General features: G+C 38.2%; 16 protein-coding genes and 3 pseudogenes. 18 read left to right on the top strand and 1 reads right to left on the bottom strand.

Features of this window, described 5'->3' with window-relative positions; all coding sequences use genetic code 11:
* Positions 1 to 113 precede the first annotated feature (113 nt).
* The 17 genes and pseudogenes from AB5916_RS07805 (at position 114) to AB5916_RS07725 (ending at position 16513) form a co-directional block, all read left to right on the top strand.
* On the top strand, positions 114 to 3152 hold the full coding sequence (locus AB5916_RS07805) for a glycoside hydrolase family 2 TIM barrel-domain containing protein (RefSeq protein WP_368190121.1): 3039 nt from the start codon (positions 114 to 116) through the stop codon (positions 3150 to 3152).
* A 167-nt stretch (positions 3153 to 3319) separates the two neighbouring features.
* Entirely contained in the window at positions 3320 to 4717 is a 1398-nt protein-coding gene (locus tag AB5916_RS07800; RefSeq protein ID WP_368190279.1) for an MFS transporter, read from the top strand.
* Positions 4718 to 5068: 351 nt separating this feature from the next.
* Positions 5069 to 5869 (top strand): helix-turn-helix domain-containing protein, encoded by an 801-nt coding sequence (locus AB5916_RS07795; RefSeq protein ID WP_368190119.1) that lies wholly within the window; start codon positions 5069 to 5071, stop codon positions 5867 to 5869.
* 161 nt (positions 5870 to 6030) lie between these two features.
* Positions 6031 to 6843, top strand: a pseudogene (locus tag AB5916_RS07790) (HAD-IIA family hydrolase).
* A 783-nt stretch (positions 6844 to 7626) separates the two neighbouring features.
* Positions 7627 to 9159, top strand: a complete 1533-nt coding sequence (ltrA, locus tag AB5916_RS07785) for a group II intron reverse transcriptase/maturase (protein ID WP_202188988.1) — start codon at positions 7627 to 7629, stop codon at positions 9157 to 9159.
* 80 nt (positions 9160 to 9239) lie between these two features.
* Positions 9240 to 9662, top strand: a pseudogene (gene tnpA, locus AB5916_RS07780) (IS200/IS605 family transposase); the annotation flags it as partial.
* A 609-nt stretch (positions 9663 to 10271) separates the two neighbouring features.
* Entirely contained in the window at positions 10272 to 10436 is a 165-nt protein-coding gene (gene rd / locus AB5916_RS07775; RefSeq protein ID WP_015524975.1) for a rubredoxin, read from the top strand.
* 76 nt (positions 10437 to 10512) lie between these two features.
* Positions 10513 to 10947, top strand: coding sequence for a bacteriohemerythrin (locus AB5916_RS07770; RefSeq protein WP_019161195.1), 435 nt, complete (start codon positions 10513 to 10515; stop codon positions 10945 to 10947).
* A gap of 261 nt (positions 10948 to 11208) precedes the next feature.
* Positions 11209 to 11358, top strand: a complete 150-nt coding sequence (locus AB5916_RS07765; protein WP_015524977.1) for a hypothetical protein — start codon at positions 11209 to 11211, stop codon at positions 11356 to 11358.
* A 179-nt stretch (positions 11359 to 11537) separates the two neighbouring features.
* Positions 11538 to 11750, top strand: coding sequence for a DUF6219 family protein (locus AB5916_RS07760; RefSeq protein ID WP_158422007.1), 213 nt, complete (start codon positions 11538 to 11540; stop codon positions 11748 to 11750).
* Positions 11751 to 11753: 3 nt separating this feature from the next.
* Complete coding sequence (gene bcp / locus AB5916_RS07755; protein WP_368190117.1) at positions 11754 to 12209, top strand: thioredoxin-dependent thiol peroxidase; 456 nt, start codon at positions 11754 to 11756, stop codon at positions 12207 to 12209.
* Positions 12209 to 12955 (top strand): peroxide stress protein YaaA, encoded by a 747-nt coding sequence (yaaA, locus tag AB5916_RS07750; RefSeq protein WP_005421606.1) that lies wholly within the window; start codon positions 12209 to 12211, stop codon positions 12953 to 12955. The genes bcp and yaaA overlap by 1 nt, the downstream gene beginning before the upstream one ends.
* A 75-nt stretch (positions 12956 to 13030) precedes the next feature.
* On the top strand, positions 13031 to 13189 hold the full coding sequence (locus AB5916_RS07745) for a rubredoxin (protein ID WP_005339874.1): 159 nt from the start codon (positions 13031 to 13033) through the stop codon (positions 13187 to 13189).
* A gap of 153 nt (positions 13190 to 13342) precedes the next feature.
* Complete coding sequence (locus AB5916_RS07740; protein ID WP_368190115.1) at positions 13343 to 14089, top strand: SDR family NAD(P)-dependent oxidoreductase; 747 nt, start codon at positions 13343 to 13345, stop codon at positions 14087 to 14089.
* A 92-nt stretch (positions 14090 to 14181) separates the two neighbouring features.
* Positions 14182 to 14487, top strand: a complete 306-nt coding sequence (gene trxA, locus AB5916_RS07735) for a thioredoxin (protein WP_005421612.1) — start codon at positions 14182 to 14184, stop codon at positions 14485 to 14487.
* A 12-nt stretch (positions 14488 to 14499) separates the two neighbouring features.
* A complete protein-coding gene (locus AB5916_RS07730; RefSeq protein ID WP_368190113.1) occupies positions 14500 to 14820 on the top strand; it encodes a rhodanese-like domain-containing protein in 321 nt (106 codons plus the stop codon).
* A gap of 1 nt (position 14821) precedes the next feature.
* A pseudogene (locus tag AB5916_RS07725) lies at positions 14822 to 16513 on the top strand (FAD-dependent oxidoreductase).
* A 120-nt stretch (positions 16514 to 16633) separates the two neighbouring features.
* Here AB5916_RS07725 and AB5916_RS07720 read toward each other — a convergent pair.
* Complete coding sequence (locus AB5916_RS07720; protein WP_173718988.1) at positions 16634 to 17317, bottom strand: Crp/Fnr family transcriptional regulator; 684 nt, start codon at positions 17315 to 17317, stop codon at positions 16634 to 16636.
* Positions 17318 to 17483: 166 nt separating this feature from the next.
* Between AB5916_RS07720 and AB5916_RS07715 the strand changes: the two genes are divergently transcribed.
* Positions 17484 to 17672: thioredoxin family protein (locus AB5916_RS07715; protein ID WP_368190277.1), on the top strand; the 189-nt coding region annotated here is incomplete at its 3' end.

Raw genomic sequence — 17672 nt, 5'->3', positions numbered from 1 at the left:
TAGGATAAGCTATATATAGCATAACTAAGGAACGTAAACAAAAAAGTAAAGTATAAGGTTTGCTTTAGGGAAACAAAGAACAAAAAAGTATATGTATTGGAGGAGAGTTATTTATGATCGTACCACGTTATTATGAAAATCTAAGCGTACTGCACGAAAACACAATGCCAGCCAGAGCCTATTATATTCCGGCATCCAAAAGAATGGATAACTTGGTGGAACACAGAGAAGAATCAGATCGTATGCAGTTATTGAATGGAACTTGGAAATTCCAGTATTTTAACAGCATCTATGACATTCAGGATTCTTTCTTTGAGAAGAATTATGATACAGAAAATTTTGATGAGATTCAGGTTCCAAGTGTATGGCAGATGGCAGGATATGATACACACCAGTATACAAACATCCGGTATCCGTTTCCGTTTGATCCACCATATGTGCCACAGGATATTCCGTGTGGAGCTTATGTACATAATTTTGAGTACAGCAGAGATGAGAAAGCATCAAAAGCTTTTTTGAACTTTGAAGGAGTAGATAGCTGCTTTTATGTATGGATCAATGGCTCTTACATAGGATACAGCCAGGTTTCACATATGACCAGTGAGTTTGATGTTACCGATGTACTTCAGGATGGAACGAATACGGTGGCAGTGTTGGTAATGAAATGGTGTGATGGTTCCTATTTGGAAGATCAGGACAAATTCCGTATGAGTGGTATTTTCCGGGATGTGTACATTTTGAAACGCCCAAAACAGGCAATCAGTGATTATCATATTAAAACAAGAATTGAGGATATGCTTGCGAAAGTAGAAATTGAAATGAAATTCTACTCTCCCTTAAATGTAAAAATTTCGATTGAAGATAGAAACGGAGCAGTTGTAGCACTAGGAAGTATTGCTGAAAAAGGAACAGCTGTATTAGAAATTGCAAGTCCGGAACTTTGGAATACAGAAAATCCATATCTATATAAACTGATTCTTGAAACAGAGAATGAAGTAATTGTAGATCACATTGCATTAAGAAAGATAGAGATTAAAGACCAGGTCATTTACCTAAATGGACAGAAGATTAAATTCCGTGGTGTCAATCGACATGATTCCGATCCGGTTACTGGATTTACAATCAGTCTGGAACAGATTACAACCGATCTTACGTTAATGAAGCAGCATAATTTTAATGCGATCCGTTCCAGCCACTATCCGAACGCACCATTTTTCTATGAAATGTGTGACAAGTATGGATTCATGGTAATAGATGAAGCAGATATTGAAGCTCATGGTCCATTTATGATCTACAGAAAAGAAGACACTGATTACAATCGGTTCAAACGATGGAATGAGAAGATTGCAGATGATCCGGTATGGGAAGAGGCAATCGTTGATCGCGTAAAACTCATGGTGGAACGTGACAAAAACCGTTTCTGTATTGTTATGTGGTCAATGGGAAATGAGAGTGCTTATGGCTGCAACTTTGAAAAAGCACTGGAATGGACAAAGAATTTTGATCCAGACCGTATCACACAATATGAGAGTGCAAGATACCGTAATTATGATGAAACATATGATTACAGCAATCTGGATGTGTACAGCCGGATGTACCCAGCGCTTTCCGAAATTCAGGAATATCTGGATAAAGATGGAAGCAAACCCTTCCTTTTGGTAGAGTACTGTCACAGCATGGGAAACGGACCTGGAGATTTTGAAGATTACTTCCAGATGATTCAGGATAATGATAAAATGTGCGGCGGCTTTGTCTGGGAATGGTGTGACCATGCGATTGCTCATGGAACTGCTGAGAATGGAAAGACTATATATGCTTATGGGGGCGACCATGGCGAAGAAATTCATGATGGCAACTTCTGTATGGATGGATTAGTATATCCGGACAGAACGGTACATACAGGACTTTTGGAATACAAGAATGTTTATCGCCCGGCAAGGGTTATTTCCTATGACAAAGAAAGCGGAGAACTGGTGCTTCATAACTACATGGATTTTGATGACTTGAAAGATTATGTGAAGATCAGTTATGAACTGACGCAGGACGGGCTTGTAATCAGCAAAGGTAAACTCCCAGAAGTTTCAGCAGCACCACACAGTGAAGGAAAAATAAACCTTAAAATCAATGTGCCAGAGAGTGGAAAATGTTATTTAAAATTTATTTACCATCTGAAAAAGGAATTGCCACTGTTGGATGAAGACCATATCCTTGGATTTGATGAGATCGAAGTAAGCCAGAAGGATGCCAAATGCCAGTTAGCAGAAAAATGGGTTGAAAAAACAGTGACGGATTCTGAATTACAGGTGAGTGAAGATGATACACAGATTCATATCAAAGGTCGTGAATTCGCATATACAATTGACCGACGGACTGCACTCTTTACAGAGATGAAATTCGCAGGGCGGGAATACTTGAACCATCCGATGGAATTAAATATTTGGAGAGCTCCAACAGATAACGATATGTACATCAAGTCTGAATGGAAGAAAGCCCACTATGATAAGGCTTACACAAGAGCCTATACGACAGAGGTCGTGCAGGGAAAGCATGGTGTGAAAATTATAAGCCATGCATCCGTTGTGGCAGAGACAGTACAGAAGATTCTTGATGTGACGATCACATGGAAAATAGAAGCTGCTGGAAAGATTGATGCAGATATTGCAGTAACAAAAGATGATGAATTTCCGGATCTGCCAAGATTTGGTGTGAGGATGTTCCTGGATAAAAAACTTTCAGATGCACGATACTTTGGAATGGGACCACAGGAAAGCTATTGTGACAAACATCAGGCTGCGAGCCACGGTTTGTATCATGCAAATGTAGATGATTTGCATGAGGATTATATTCGTCCACAGGAAAATGGAAGCCATTATGATTGTGAATATGTAGAGCTTAACAACAGCCGATATGGAATTGTGGTATCTGCGGAAAATGCCTTCTCATTCAATGCTTCTTATTATACGCAGGAAGAACTTGAGAAGAAAACGCATAATTATGAACTGACAGAATCAGATAGTGTAGTATTTTGCGTTGACTACGCATTAAATGGCATTGGTTCTAATAGTTGTGGTCCAGTTGTATTGGATCAGTACCGATTTGATGATGTATTATTCCGGTTCCAGTTTACGCTGATACCGTATGTAAAGGGATAATAAAGTTTCATGTAACTCGTAAACAAAGAAGGATAGTCTGATTGCAATGTAAAGTCCGGATATACAGAGCAATCAGACAAAAACAGAGAAAAAAATATAATTAGACATCATACGGTTAGACATATTGAGATTCTAAGTGCGATGAAGATGAGGAGCAAAGAAATTTGATGGAAGAAAAAAAGTATTTGAAATGGTATAACAAAATTGGATATGGATCAGGTGATATTGCAGGTAATGTAGTCTATGCCTTCCTGACATCTTTCATGATGGTCTATCTGACGGACTCAGTAGGACTTGCTGCAGGTGTCGTAGGTACCCTGATTGCCGTATCAAAACTATTTGATGGTTTTACGGATATATTTTTTGGATCAATGATTGACAAAACACACAGTAAAATGGGAAAAGCGAAGCCATGGATGCTATACGGATATATAGGTTGTGCCATTACGCTGGTCGGCTGCTTTGCAGTACCGGTGAGTTTGGGAACAACGGCTAAATATGCATGGTTCTTTATTTCTTATACACTGTTAAATGGTGTGTTTTATACAGCAAACAATATTGCTTATTCAGCACTTACGTCACTGATTACAAAGAACAGCAAAGAGCGTGTACAGATGGGATCTTACCGTTTTATTTTTGCGTTTTCAACAAGTCTTCTGATTCAGGCGATTACAGTTGGATTTGTAGATAAATGTGGTGGAGATGCTGCGGCATGGAGAACGGTTGCTATTATCTATGCAATCATTGGTCTTGTCATAAATACGATTTCAGCACTTTCTGTTAAGGAACTTCCTGAGGAAGAACTTAACGAAGGAGAAGTAAAGGATGATAATGAAAAGTACGGAATGGTACAGGCATTCAAGCTTCTTGTTAAAAACAAATATTACATGATGATTTGTGGAACATATATTTTACAGCAGTTATATGGTGCCATGATTGGAGCTGGCATTTATTACATGACATGGGTACTGAAAAATAAGAATTTGTTTGGACAATTTGCATGGGCAGTTAATATTCCACTGATCATTGCCTTAATTTTTACACCAACCTTAGTTGGTAAGTGGAAAGGTATGTACAAACTGAACTTAAGAGGTTATGTTTTAGCAGTCATTGGTAGAGCACTTGTTGTTATTGCCGGATATATGGGCAGTGTTCCGCTGATGATGGCGTTTACAGCTCTTGCAGCCTTAGGTCAGGGACCATGGCAGGGAGATATGAATGCAGTTATCGCATCCTGCTCTGAATACACTTATCTTACACAGGGAAAGAGAATTGACGGAACGATGTACTCTTGTACTTCTCTTGGCGTAAAAATCGGTGGAGGTATTGGAACCGCTGTTGTTGGATGGATGCTTGAGTTCAGTGGATATATCGGAACAAATGCAACTCAGCCGCAGTCTGCACTTGATATGATGCAGTTTATGTATCTTTGGCTTCCGTTAATCTTTGATGTATTGATTATGTTTGTACTTTCAAGAATGAATGTAGAAGATGCAAATAAAAAACTGAAAGCAGAAAAAGAAATTGCTACAGATGAAGTAACAGATGCATCGGACATAAATTAGAATTGACAGGAGAAAGCGTTGTCTGATCGTTGTTCGATGAGACAGTGCTTTTTTCTATATATAAAGTGATAGAACTGTATTTTGAAAATAAAAAAGGACCACTTCATTTTTGTGAAATGGCCTTAAGAAAATATTCAGTTTTCACAAAATAGTCCTTTTAGTATTTATACATGGTAAGGATGCTCAAAATATTCAGTGTAGAATACTAAAAGGTCATTCAGATATTTTTTTAGGTTGCTCATTTGCAATTCCTCCTTTCCTTATTTACAAGTTGATTATAAGATAGGTGTAAAAGAATTGCTTGCCAAATCGAAAGAAGATATAGACAAATGTTGCAAAGGGGAGTATTTCATGCAGTTAAAATATGTTGACACAAAAGAGGAGATTATAGCAATAAATAGGAAGTCAAAACATATTGAACCACATCTTCATAATGCACTGGAGATCGTTTGTGTAACAAGTGGATCATTAGAACTTGGTGTCGGACAGGAACTATACCATATGGAAAAAGGAGATATAGGCTTTGTATTTCCAGATGTTATTCATCACTATCAGGTACTGACGCCCGGTGTAAATAAAGCGACTTATCTGATTGCATCGCCATTTACGATAGCCAAATTTGCAGATATCATGCAATCCATGGCTCCTGAATACCCAATCATCAAAGCGGAAAAGGTTGAAACGGAGGTATATAGGGTTATAAATGCAATTTTAGAGACAGAACAGTCGGATATTACTGTTGCACAGGCATATCTTCAAATTGTGTTGGTACGCTGCATAGGAAAATTAAATTTGGTAGAAAAGAGCAGTGTGGGGAGCAACGATCTTATTTACCAGACAGTTTCCTATATATCAGCAAATTTCAAGAAGAAGTTTTCGTTGGAAGAGATGGCAAAAGACCTGGGCGTGAGCAAATATGTTTTATCCAGACTCTTTTCTAAGACATTCCATAGAAACTTTAATCAATATCTTAACGATGCAAGGCTGAACTATGCATGCCATCGTTTGGAAAATACGAGTGATTCTATTACAAATATTTGTCTGGATAGTGGATTTGAAAGTCAGAGAACGTTTAACCGAGTATTTAAAGAAAGATATAAAATATCACCAAGTGATTATCGAAGTACTTGTGTGAAAGAGATGTTGTCATAAAAGGTTCTGTTGATCGAAATATTTACTTTGATTTTACAGTGCTATGTATTTGATTTCATGTGTGGATGATATAATATAAAAATATTTGTAGAAAAAAGAGTTTTATTCTATTATGAAAAGAATAAGGTGTATTCTAAAGAAACAAGAAAGGCAGGGCGCATATGAACATGATAAAATCCATAATCGATTTTAATGAAAAAAAAGGATTCATCTGTGATATGGATGGTGTGATCTATCATGGCAATCAGATATTGCCAGGTGTTCCAGAATTCATCCAGTGGTTGCATGATGAAAAGAAAGAATATTTATTTTTGACAAATAATAGTGGATATACACCACGGGAATTAAATTAGAAACTGGCAAGGATGGGACTTGATGTGCCAGAAGAACATTTTTATACCAGTGCATTGGCAACAGCCGCATTTTTAAAAGAACAGGCGGCAGGCTGTTCAGCATTTGTGATAGGAGAAGCCGGCCTGTTAAATGCACTTTATGATGTAGGTATCACAATGAATGATGTAAATCCGGATTATGTTGTTGTGGGAGAGGGACGCTCCTATTCATTGGATACATTAACAAAAGCAACGAATTTAGTTCTGAAAGGTGCAAAGCTGATCGGAGCAAACTCAGATGTTTCCGGACCGATTGAGAACGGCATTGCTCCTGCTTGTCGTGCATTGATTGCACCTATAGAAATGGCAACAGGTACACAGGCATATTTCTGTGGGAAACCGAATCCACTGATGATGAGAACAGGATTGAATATGCTTGGATGTCATTCAGCAGAAGCTGTAATGGTTGGGGATCGTATGGATACAGATGTGATTTCAGGAATGGAAAGTGGTATGTCTACTGTATTGGTTCTCTCTGGATGTTCAACGAAGGATACACTCAAAACTTATGCGTATCGTCCAACTATGGTTTTAAATGGTGTGGGGGATATTGCTATGTTAGCAAAGTCAAAGGCAGAGTAATAATGAATAATCTGAAGTACTAAGAGATAAACAGAGCTTGATAGACAATCGAAAATGTGGTTGCCTCTCAAGTTCTGTTTGATTGTGTGACAGTAAAAATAAACCCCCTGCTATGCAGGGGGAGGGAAGCTCTTTAGATATAAGTAATCTCCTGTGTTAAAATAAATGTAGGTCTGCAAACCACAAATATTAAATCACAGGAGGTTCATAAAATGAACGTAAATAGTTTAGCTCATACTAAATGGGAATGCAAGTACCATATTGGTGCGACCTGCGGTCATTGCTTGAAGTGCGCGCATGCGCTATCACCTCCATTCGTGATATTTCTACCACGAAATGCCTAGTAAGTGATGAAAGGTGTGAAGCAGTGGGACAATGCGGGTAAGTGGAAGTCACATCCACCCAACCGCTAGGAATTGATGCACACGGCTAACATATGTGAACCATTGTAAGGGTCGTGATACTTGAAATGGTGAAAGTGACTGATACACCATTACCAAAACGGTTAGAGGGCGTGGGCTGGCGGTTTCGATATGCGCTGAGCTGAATGGACGAAGCACCTCCGGCCTAAAGATGGAGCCTAAATGCATCGCAATAATTCAAGCAATGGAACTGGGAAACCCTCTTGTGCTCCTTTCACAGGTAGGTTAATCGTAAGAAAAATACAATGCACAGGAGGAATGGATGCCAGAAGAAGCGAATGCTGTTGTGTAATGCAACAGATAGGGATTCAAACTTTGTCCCATCCGAAAGGAGGCAGACGTCTGGCGCGTGTCTAATCATATGAAAGACTGGGAATCTATGAATGCACAAAGTTCAATGACGCCATCTGCGAGGACAATGCAGACATACAGAAAACTGAAATGGAAAGAGATTAACTGGAAACAGGCAGAATTGTATGTTAATAGACTACAAGTACGGATTGTGAAGGCAGTACAGGCTGATAAGTGGAGACTTGTAAAGAGACTCCAAAAGTTAATCACAAATTCATTTTATGCAAAAGCCCTGGCAGTTAAGAGAGTGATAACAAACAAAGGTAAAAATACACCTGGAATTGATGGAGACATCTGGTCGACAGACGAAGACAAAATCCAGGCAGTTCACAACCTTACAACTTCTTCATACAAAGCAAAGCCATTGAAGAGAACTTATATCGAAAAGTATGGGAAAAAGGAAAAACGTCCACTAGGGATACCAACTATGACTGACAGAGCCATGCAAGGGTTACAACTGCTGGCTCTTGCCCCGATAGCAGAAACAACAGCAGACAAGGTTTCCTTTGGATTCCGGCAAAACCGATGTGCACAGGATGCAATGGAATACATGTTCAAACTTCTGTCAAGAAAAACTTCTCCGGAATGGATTTTGGAAGGTGACATTAAAGGATGCTTTGATAACATCAGCCATGACTGGATGTTGGAAAATATCCCAAGTGATAAAAGAATAATGAGGCAATTCTTGAAGTGCGGCTATGTGGAGAATAAGAGATTATTCCCCACAACAGGAGGTAGCCCCCAGGGAGGGCTGATCAGTCCGACCTATGCAAATATGACATTGGATGGACTTGAAAGATTGTTGCTTGAAAGATACAGTACGAGCAGTACAGGGCACTATCACCCGAATTACAATAAACATAAAGTACACCTATGCCGCTACGCTGATGATTTCATTATAACAGCAGACTGCAAGGAAGTTCTTGAAGACGTTAAACAAGTGGTTGAAGAGTTCATGAAAGAGCGGGGGTTGAAACTATCAGAAGAAAAAACGGCTACTACAAATATAAATGACGGCTTCGACTTTCTGGGATGGAATTTCAGAAAATTCGAAGGCAAACTTCTGATTCAACCGTCGACTAAATCTAAGAAGAAAATCACGAAAAAGCTTAGCCAGACAGTGCGGTATTATCGTGAGTCAAAACAAGAGCTTTTGATTGTAAAACTAAATCAGATAACAAAAGGATGGGCAGAATACCACCATTGCGTCTGTGCAAAAAGCACATTCGCTCTCATAGATCACAGACTCTGGGAGATGCTATGGAAATGGGCCAAACGAAGACATCCGCAGAAATGTAATAAATGGGTGAAGAACAGGTATTGGCATCCAAAATGTGGAAGACAGTGGTCATTCAGAACAGACACGATTGTTCTCTATCAAATGATGGACATGCCGATAGTAAGGGTAAAATCACTGTATTTGAATAAAAATCCCTTTTTGAACAGCGATTACTTCATAAAGCGGAAAAAGGAGCATGAAATGAAGCGAAAACTAGCATATCAGAAGAGTACAGCCGCACGTAGTGAATACTATGTGTTATAGATGCGTGAGCGGAATGCGGTGAAAGTCGCACGTTCCGTTCTTAGGGGAGGGACGGCCAGTAATGTCCGTCTCTTACCCGACTTTTTGCACCAAAATACCGTAGGCAGGTAATATATGGACAGATAAAAGCAGATGTAGCAGAAATATTAAGTATGTTGTGCAAAAGAAAAGGAATTGAAATAATAGAAGCAGAGTGCTGTAAAGATCACGTTCATATGTTAGTAAGAATACCACCTAAATATAGTGTATCAGAAATAATGGGGTACTTAAAAGGAAAGTCATCGCTGATGATATTTGAGAAGCGTGCAAATTTGAAATACAAATATGGAAACCGCCATTTCTGGTGCCGAGGATATTATGTAGATACGGTAGGAAAAAATACGGCTGCAATAAAAGAGTATATTCAGAATCAATTAAAAGAAGATTTAGAATATGACCAGATGTCATTAGTAGAGTATATCGACCCGTTTACGGGTGAGCCGGTGAAGAAAAACAAGAAATAAACTGCTTGGAGTAGTAGTAGGAAATCAAAGCAAACCAGCAAGCCCCTTTTGGGGCAGCGCCGGAATAAGGAAGCACTGAAATAGCCCCTGGAAGGGGCTGCTGTAAATGTGGTGCAGTTGGCAGACTGTCAGTGCGCCTTCCGGGCGCAAGCAGGGAATAGTCCCTTATAGGGACAGAGCAAGCCACCCGCTAATGGTGCTGTTTGGGCATTTGATTATGATAAGATGTTCTGTGTATTGATGGAAAATGAAATTTGTCGAAAGGTGTGTGAAAAGAATAAATATAACAGTTGGATGAATCTGATTGGACAGTATTGTGTTTCAAGGACTTAAAGACGAAGAAAGTTGTTGGAGAGAAATAATTTCCAGCAACTCTGTCTTTAATGAATAGAGTTCATTTTTTTATTCAACTATTCCCATGATATATACAATATGTAAATGTGCAATTCAAATATCAGTTTATGCTAAGTGCAAAAATAATAATAATTACTATTATTGACAAAAGAATAATTATCATGTATAATACAGATATATAAGAAACAAAGTGTTAGAAAAATTGCTAGGAACTTGGTAACAAAAATAAATCGACATTGAAAAGGGAAAATGACTATGAAAAAATATGAATGTGAACCATGTGGATATATTTATGATCCGGCAGTAGGAGATCCAGACGCCGGTATCGCTCCAGAAACTGCATTTGAGGATATTCCAGATGACTGGACATGCCCAATCTGCGGATTAGGAAAAGATGTTTTCGTTCCTGTAGAAGACTAAGCAGAAAATGCAGGTACGAAACTGCCAGACATTAAAAGAGCCTAAGAGAACATATAAAAGAAATGGAGGTCAAATTATGACTTACGATTTAAACATTACCTTTGATGACAATTTAGTAACAGGAAATAAAACAATCGATACACAGCACAAAGAATTGATTGACCGTATTCAGAACTTTGTAATTGCCTGTCAAAATGGCGACAGCAAGGTAAAGGCGATCAAACTTCTGGATTATCTTAACGAGTATACTGACTTTCATTTTAAAGAAGAAGAAGCACTTCAGGAAAAAGCCGGTTATCCAGAGCGTGAAAAACATTATGAAAAACATGAAGAGTTTAAAAAGACAATTCAGGAACTGTATGAATACCTTCAGGAGTATGAAGGACCAACAGATCGGTTCAGTGAACTTGTACAGAAAAATGTAATCGACTGGCTGTTTGGACACATTAAAACATACGACCGCTCTGTGGCAAAATTTATCTTTATGAAACAAAATCCAGATCGATGCTAAAATAAACCAGGGAACGAGTTCACTCAGAATGTAGACAACGTGATGAAGTAAACTAGGGGCTGTCACAATGCAGCCCTTTTCCTGTTATAGCGATATTCTAGGTAATATATTGCACTGGCATGACATATTATTTTACTACTACTATATGGGAAGAGCAAGCAGCTCTTCTTTTTTTGTCCTTTTTATCCAATTTTAAGTTGTAAAGTCTCTTTTCATTCGACAAAATTCTCCACAGACAGAGGATATGCGACGAGCATTGATATGAACATCTATTTATGGAAAGAGGATATTGAAGACGGGGAATCGGTAATGACAGCCGAATATAGACCTGTAGAATACGGAAAGGACTATGATGTTGTCAATAATCCTGATAAATTTCAACTATATATAGATGGAAAAGAGATTAAATAGTAATCTCCTGAAAGCAAGCTTTTTGTCAATTATTTCAAAGAAAAATTAAAGGATAACAATACATAGTTTTGATAATGATATTTTGAAAAAATTTATAGGAATGCTCTATTATCAAATTGACATAGGAATATGGTAGCGTATAATTAGAATTGAATACACTGAAAAAATGGAGGAATTACATGAAAGCACATAAATATTGGTCAGTAGGAGCATTGATCACAATGCTTGGGACTTTTTACACTGGATATAAAAAGCAAAAATCAAGTCACAAATACTTTGCTTTAAGTTCTATGTTATGTATGGTAGTGGCGATATATACAGGTCATAAAATGATTACCGGGAATAGGAAGAAAAAGGCGAATAAAGAGAAAGATACAGAAAGGGAGGGATAAATAATGTTGGAAGTAGGGGTTAAGGCACCGGATTTTGAGTTGCCAGATCAAAATGGGAAAATACATAGATTATCGGATTATACAGGAAAAAAAGTGATTTTATATTTCTATCCCAAGGATAATACAGCGGGATGCACGAAACAGGCATGTGGGTTTTCTGAGCGATACCCTCAGTTTACCGAAAAAGGAGCAGTTATTCTTGGAGTCAGTAAGGATTCTGTATCCTCTCATAAGAGATTTGAGGAAAAATATGGATTGGCATTTACACTTTTAGCAGATCAAGAGCGGAAAGTTATTGAAGCATATGATGTATGGAAAGAAAAGAAAAATTATGGCAAAGTCTCTATGGGAGTAGTAAGAACCACATATCTTATTGATGAACAGGGGATTATTATAAAGGCAAATGATAAAGTCAAGGCTGCAGATGATCCTGAAAATATGCTCAAGGAATTAGATTAATGAAGATAATATTATCCCCTGCTAAAAAGATGATTACAGATACTGACAGCATAGCGCCGGATGGATTGCCTGAATTTATTGAAAAGACGACAGAGATACAAAGTTGGTTGAAAAGTAAGTCAAAAGAAGAACTGAAGACTATCTGGAAATGTAATGACAAAATTACAGAACAGAACTTCAATAGATTGGAAAACATGGATCTTTATCATTTACTTACCCCAGCTGTCTTATCATATGAAGGAATTGCTTTTCAATATATGGCTCCATCCGTGTTTGAGGACAGTCAGTTCGAGTATGTACAAAATCATTTGAGAATAATATCTGCATTTTATGGTGTGCTAAAACCAAGGGATGGTGTGACACCTTATCGTTTGGAAATGCAGGCGAAGGTTGGAATAGGAGAAACAAAAAATCTGTATGAGTACTGGGGAGATTTATTATACCGCTCAGTGATTGATAACAGCAGGATTATAATCAATCTGGCATCGAAAGAATACTCTAAGTGCATAGAAAAATATCTGACACGACAGGATAGATACATTACGATTACATTTTGTGAGTTATCAGGAGATAAACTGGTGACAAAAGGTACATATGCTAAGATGGCCCGTGGTGAAATGGTTAGGTTCATGGCTGAAAACAGAATTGAAAATCCTGAGGATATTAAGAAATTTGATAGACTAGGCTATTCATTCCGCTCTGATTTATCATCAGATGCAGAATATGTTTTTGAACGGAAAAAATGATGATTGAATGATTATTTTAAATAAAAGGTAATCAGTAATATTGATTATTATAATAATAGAAGGAGGAACAAACTAATGAAATATGTATGTGACGTTTGCGGATGGGAATATGATGAAGAGGAAGGTTATCCTGAAGGTGGTATTGCACCAGGAACAAAGTGGGAGGACGTTCCAGAAGATTTTGAATGCCCATTATGTAATGTTGGAAAAGATCAGTTTTCAGAAGTTGAATAAAATTCTGATTATTTAAATACGGATAGATAAACAAAAACCCTGGTGCGTGTGAGCAACAGGGTTTTTTATTGCGATAGTTTGTGATGATATCACAGAAAATGATTTACCTTTTGCTTATAATGTAACTACAAACAAAGTAAGGAGGTAGTCTAAATGAGATTAAAAGATAAAGTTGCAATCATTACGGGTGGAAGCCGTGGTATAGGATTTGCTACAGCTGATAAATTCTTGAAGGAAGGTGCTTCAGTTGTGTTGGCAGCAAGTTCACAGGAATCGGCAGATGTTGCTGTAGATAAATTAAAAGAAAAATATCCCAATGCAATAGTTGCTGGAATTAGTCCAAATCTGGCAAGCATGGAGTCTGTTAGAAAGGCTTTTAAAGGGGCAACTGAAAAATATGGATGTGTCGACATACTGGTAAATAATGCAGGGATTTCAGAAAACACCTCATTTATGGATTATACAGAGGAGACTTTTGATAAAGTCATGGATCTAAATGTAAAAGGAGTATTTAATACTACTCGTGTAGCAGCAGAATGTATGGTGGCAAGAGGCAAGGGGGTCATTCTCTCAACTTCTTCCATGGTGAGTATTTCGGGACAGCCAAGTGGGTTTGCTTATCCGGCATCGAAGTTTGCAGTAAACGGATTGACTGTATCATTAGCAAGAGAACTAGGACCTAAAGGTATTCGTGTTAATGCTGTTGCACCTGGGATTACAGAAACTGATATGATGAAGGCCGTGCCAAAGGAAGTTATCGAACCTATGATTGAAAGAATTCCATTGCGTCGTCTTGGACAGCCAGAAGATATTGCCAATGCGTTTGTGTTTCTTGCTTCAGATGAGGCGAGTTACATTACAGGTGTTATATTAAGTGTAGATGGTATGGCAAGAAGTTAAGTTAATGAGGTATGGTGATGTAATCACGGAAAATAAATGAAATTAAGACTATAATAAATCTACAAAAAGAAAAAGATAAGGAGGACTGTAAAATGTCTGCTATTAATATCAATAAAAATAATTTTCAGAACGAAGTACTGAATTCCGATAAACCCGTTCTTTTAGATTTTTGGGCATCTTGGTGTGCGCCTTGCCGCATGGTAGTACCTATTGTAGAGGAGATTGCAAGTGAGCGTAGAGATATTAAAGTTGGAAAGATTAATGTAGATGAAGAGCCTGAACTGGCAAATAAGTTCAGTATTATGAGCATTCCGACTTTAGTGGTTATGAAGAATGGGAAGATTGTACAGCAGGTTTCAGGGGCGAGACCTAAGAATGCGATTTTAGAAATGCTTTAGGGAGGTGTGCTAATGGGATTTTTTGATTTCTTTAAACAGTCGAATATTAATCAAGGCATAGAAGAATATAAAAGGACTGATGATGCAGTTCTGCTGGATGTACGTACACCGCAGGAATATCAGGAAAGACATATACCAGAAAGTAAAAATGTGCCGTTGCAGCAACTTGACAATATTGCTTCTGTAGCGAAGAATAAGGATATCCCACTGTTTGTATACTGTTATTCCGGTTCACGAAGCCGCCAGGCAACTGGGATACTGCAACGAATGGGATATTCTAAAGTAAATAATATCGGTGGCATTGCAGCTTACTCAGGAAAGGTGGAAAAATAAGATGAAAGTAATAATTGTAGGAGGTGTAGCCGGAGGAGCTACAGCCGCAGCAAGAATACGCAGACTGAATGAACATGCTGAAATTACTATGTTTGAAAGATCCGGATACATATCCTATGCAAATTGTGGACTTCCATATTATATTGGAGACGTGATCACAGACCCGGAAGAACTTACACTATAGACACCAGAGAGTTTTTTTAAACGCTTCCGTATTAACATGAAAATTCATCATGAAGTTATTTCCATATATCCGGATCGTAAAACTGTTTTAGTGAAGGATTTAGAGAATGGTGAGATATTTGAAGAAAAATATGATAAGCTGATCCTCTCTCCAGGTGCAAAGCCAACACAGCCGAGACTTCCCGGAGTAGGTATTGATAAACTTTTTACACTTCGTACTGTAGAAGGCACTTTTCGGATAAAGGAATATATAAATAAGAATCATCCAAAATCGGCTGTATTGGCAGGTGGCGGTTTTATTGGTCTGGAACTGGCAGAAAATTTGAGGGAGCTTGGCATGGATGTTACGATTGTCCAGCGGCCTAAGCAGCTGATGAACCCTTTTGACCCGGATATGGCATCCATGATCCATAATGAAATGAGAAAGCATGGGATAAAACTGGTACTGGGCTATACAGTAGAAGGATTTAAAGAAAAAGACAACGGAGTGGAGGTTCTGTTGAAAGATAATCCATCCCTTCAGGCTGATATGGTAGTTCTGGCAATCGGAGTCACACCAGACACAGTATTAGCAAAAGAAGCCGGTCTGGAACTTGGCATCAAGGAAAGTATTGTAGTGAATGACAGAATGGAAACCTCTGTACCGGATATTTATGCTGCAGGTGATGCAGTTCAGGTAAAACATTATGTTACGGGTAATGATGCGCTGATTTCTTTGGCAGGACCAGCCAATAAACAGGGCAGAATCATCGCTGATAATATTTGTGGCGGTGATAGTCGTTACCTGGGCAGTCAGGGAAGCTCCGTTATAAAAGTGTTTGATATGACAGCAGCCACTACAGGTATCAATGAAACCAATGCCAAAAAGTCAGGATTAGAGGTAGATACAGTAATTCTTTCTCCTATGAGTCATGTCGGTTACTATCCTGGTGGAAAAGTGATGACCATGAAGGTGGTTTTTGAAAAAGAGACCTATCGTTTGCTTGGTGCTCAGATTATTGGATATGAAGGAGTTGATAAACGTATTGATGTGCTGGCAACAGCAATCCATGCAGGGCTGAAGGCAACCCAGCTGAAGGATTTGGATCTCGCATATGCACCGCCTTATTCCTCTGCCAAGGATCCTGTAAATATGGCAGGATTCATGATAGACAATATAGCAAAAGGTACCTTAAAACAATGGCATCTGGAAGATATGGATAAGATTTCTAGAGATAAAAGTGTTGTGTTGCTGGATGTGAGAACTGTAGGTGAATTTAACAGGGGGCATATGGATGGATTCAAAAACATTCCTGTAGATGAACTAAGGGAACGTATCAATGAAATTGAGAAGGGAAAGCCTGTTTACCTGATATGCCAGAGTGGGCTGCGAAGTTATATTGCCAGTCGTATTCTGGAAGGAAATGGATATGAAACATACAACTTCTCCGGCGGATTCCGCTTCTATGATGCAGTTGTCAATGACCGTGCGCTGATTGAAAAGGCATATGCATGTGGTATGGATTATTAAAAATAATCATAATATTTTTATAATTTTCTCGTAATATAAAAAGATCCCCCATTTATTAGAATGACTTTCATAATTCTGATAAATGGAGGATTCTTCTTTATATGTTACAGAAAAACAATTTTATGACCTTTGGAGTGTTTCCAGTCTTTTTGGATCAAGGATTGTGATTTTGCCGCGGGAGAGTTTGACGAGACCCTCGCCTTGAAAGTATCGAAGCATTCGAGTGATAACTTCCCTGTGGGAACCAAGATGATTAGCAATCGTCTCATGAGTGATTTTCAGCTCGTTTGTTCCTTCGATAGAGGTCTCTTCTAAAAGAAATGAAGCAACACGCTTATCCAAACTCTTCCACATGATTTGTTCAATCAGCCACATGACATCAGAAAAACGGGTGGCTATTAACTCATTGGTATAGTTTGCGACGGGAGCAGATTCCTTCATAATGCCCTTATAGATTTCAGCAGGGATGATCCAAAGATCAGTATCTTTTTCTGCTTCAATGGTTACTTCAAATTGAATGGAGCGTATGATACATGAGGCGGATAAAAGACACATATCCATATCGAACAGACGGTAAAGTGTAATCTCTCGTCCTTCATCTGAAAGTATGTAAGTTCGAAGCTGCCCGGATTTAACCAGTAATAATCCAGTACAATCCAGGTTTCCATTGTGAATGATTGTCCCTTTTTTTACATACTGTGTGATTAAATTGTCTGAAATTATTTTTTTCTGTGCTGTATTTAAGTCATTCCATAGTGGAAAACAATTTTCGAAGTTCATAACCGTTATCTCCTTTACGAACATAGTATACTTGCTTTTTTTAGATGCGTCAATTATATAACTGGCATATGCCATAAATAGAAATAAAAAGAAGTGTAATAAAGTAAATTATCTTTTCTGTGATATCATCACGGAAGCAAGCACTTATTTGGGGTATATTAAGTTCAAATAGGAGAAGGAGTTGAAAAATATGACATCTATAAATATAAATAAAGAAAAGTTTGGGCAATTAATTCATAAGGAAAAACCGGTTTTGGTTGATTTCTGGGCACCTTGGTGTGGTTATTGCCGTAGAATTGGAACGGCTTATGAAAAAATAAGTGAAGAATACAGCGATATTCTTATTGCTGGAAAAGTAAATATTGATGAAGAACCACAG

Source organism: Blautia sp. 1033sp1_1033st1_G9_1033SCRN_220408 (assembly GCF_040929965.1).
Classification (GTDB): domain Bacteria; phylum Bacillota; class Clostridia; order Lachnospirales; family Lachnospiraceae; genus Blautia_A; species Blautia_A ammoniilytica.
Note: the sequence above shows the minus strand (reverse complement) of the source record. Positions and strands in the feature narration are given on the sequence as shown.

What these genes read in the sequence shown, in the direction of transcription:
- AB5916_RS07805 (WP_368190121.1), top strand. Translation starts at nt 114, where the DNA reads ATGATCGTACCACGTTATTATGAAAATCTAAGCGTACTGCACGAAAAC.
- AB5916_RS07800 (WP_368190279.1), top strand. Translation starts at nt 3,320, where the DNA reads ATGGAAGAAAAAAAGTATTTGAAATGGTATAACAAAATTGGATATGGA.
- AB5916_RS07795 (WP_368190119.1), top strand. Translation starts at nt 5,069, where the DNA reads ATGCAGTTAAAATATGTTGACACAAAAGAGGAGATTATAGCAATAAAT.
- ltrA (WP_202188988.1), top strand. Translation starts at nt 7,627, where the DNA reads ATGAAAGACTGGGAATCTATGAATGCACAAAGTTCAATGACGCCATCT.
- rd (WP_015524975.1), top strand. Translation starts at nt 10,272, where the DNA reads ATGAAAAAATATGAATGTGAACCATGTGGATATATTTATGATCCGGCA.
- AB5916_RS07770 (WP_019161195.1), top strand. Translation starts at nt 10,513, where the DNA reads ATGACTTACGATTTAAACATTACCTTTGATGACAATTTAGTAACAGGA.
- AB5916_RS07765 (WP_015524977.1), top strand. Translation starts at nt 11,209, where the DNA reads ATGAACATCTATTTATGGAAAGAGGATATTGAAGACGGGGAATCGGTA.
- AB5916_RS07760 (WP_158422007.1), top strand. Translation starts at nt 11,538, where the DNA reads ATGAAAGCACATAAATATTGGTCAGTAGGAGCATTGATCACAATGCTT.
- bcp (WP_368190117.1), top strand. Translation starts at nt 11,754, where the DNA reads ATGTTGGAAGTAGGGGTTAAGGCACCGGATTTTGAGTTGCCAGATCAA.
- yaaA (WP_005421606.1), top strand. Translation starts at nt 12,209, where the DNA reads ATGAAGATAATATTATCCCCTGCTAAAAAGATGATTACAGATACTGAC.
- AB5916_RS07745 (WP_005339874.1), top strand. Translation starts at nt 13,031, where the DNA reads ATGAAATATGTATGTGACGTTTGCGGATGGGAATATGATGAAGAGGAA.
- AB5916_RS07740 (WP_368190115.1), top strand. Translation starts at nt 13,343, where the DNA reads ATGAGATTAAAAGATAAAGTTGCAATCATTACGGGTGGAAGCCGTGGT.
- trxA (WP_005421612.1), top strand. Translation starts at nt 14,182, where the DNA reads ATGTCTGCTATTAATATCAATAAAAATAATTTTCAGAACGAAGTACTG.
- AB5916_RS07730 (WP_368190113.1), top strand. Translation starts at nt 14,500, where the DNA reads ATGGGATTTTTTGATTTCTTTAAACAGTCGAATATTAATCAAGGCATA.
- AB5916_RS07720 (WP_173718988.1), bottom strand. Translation starts at nt 17,317, where the DNA reads ATGTTCGTAAAGGAGATAACGGTTATGAACTTCGAAAATTGTTTTCCA.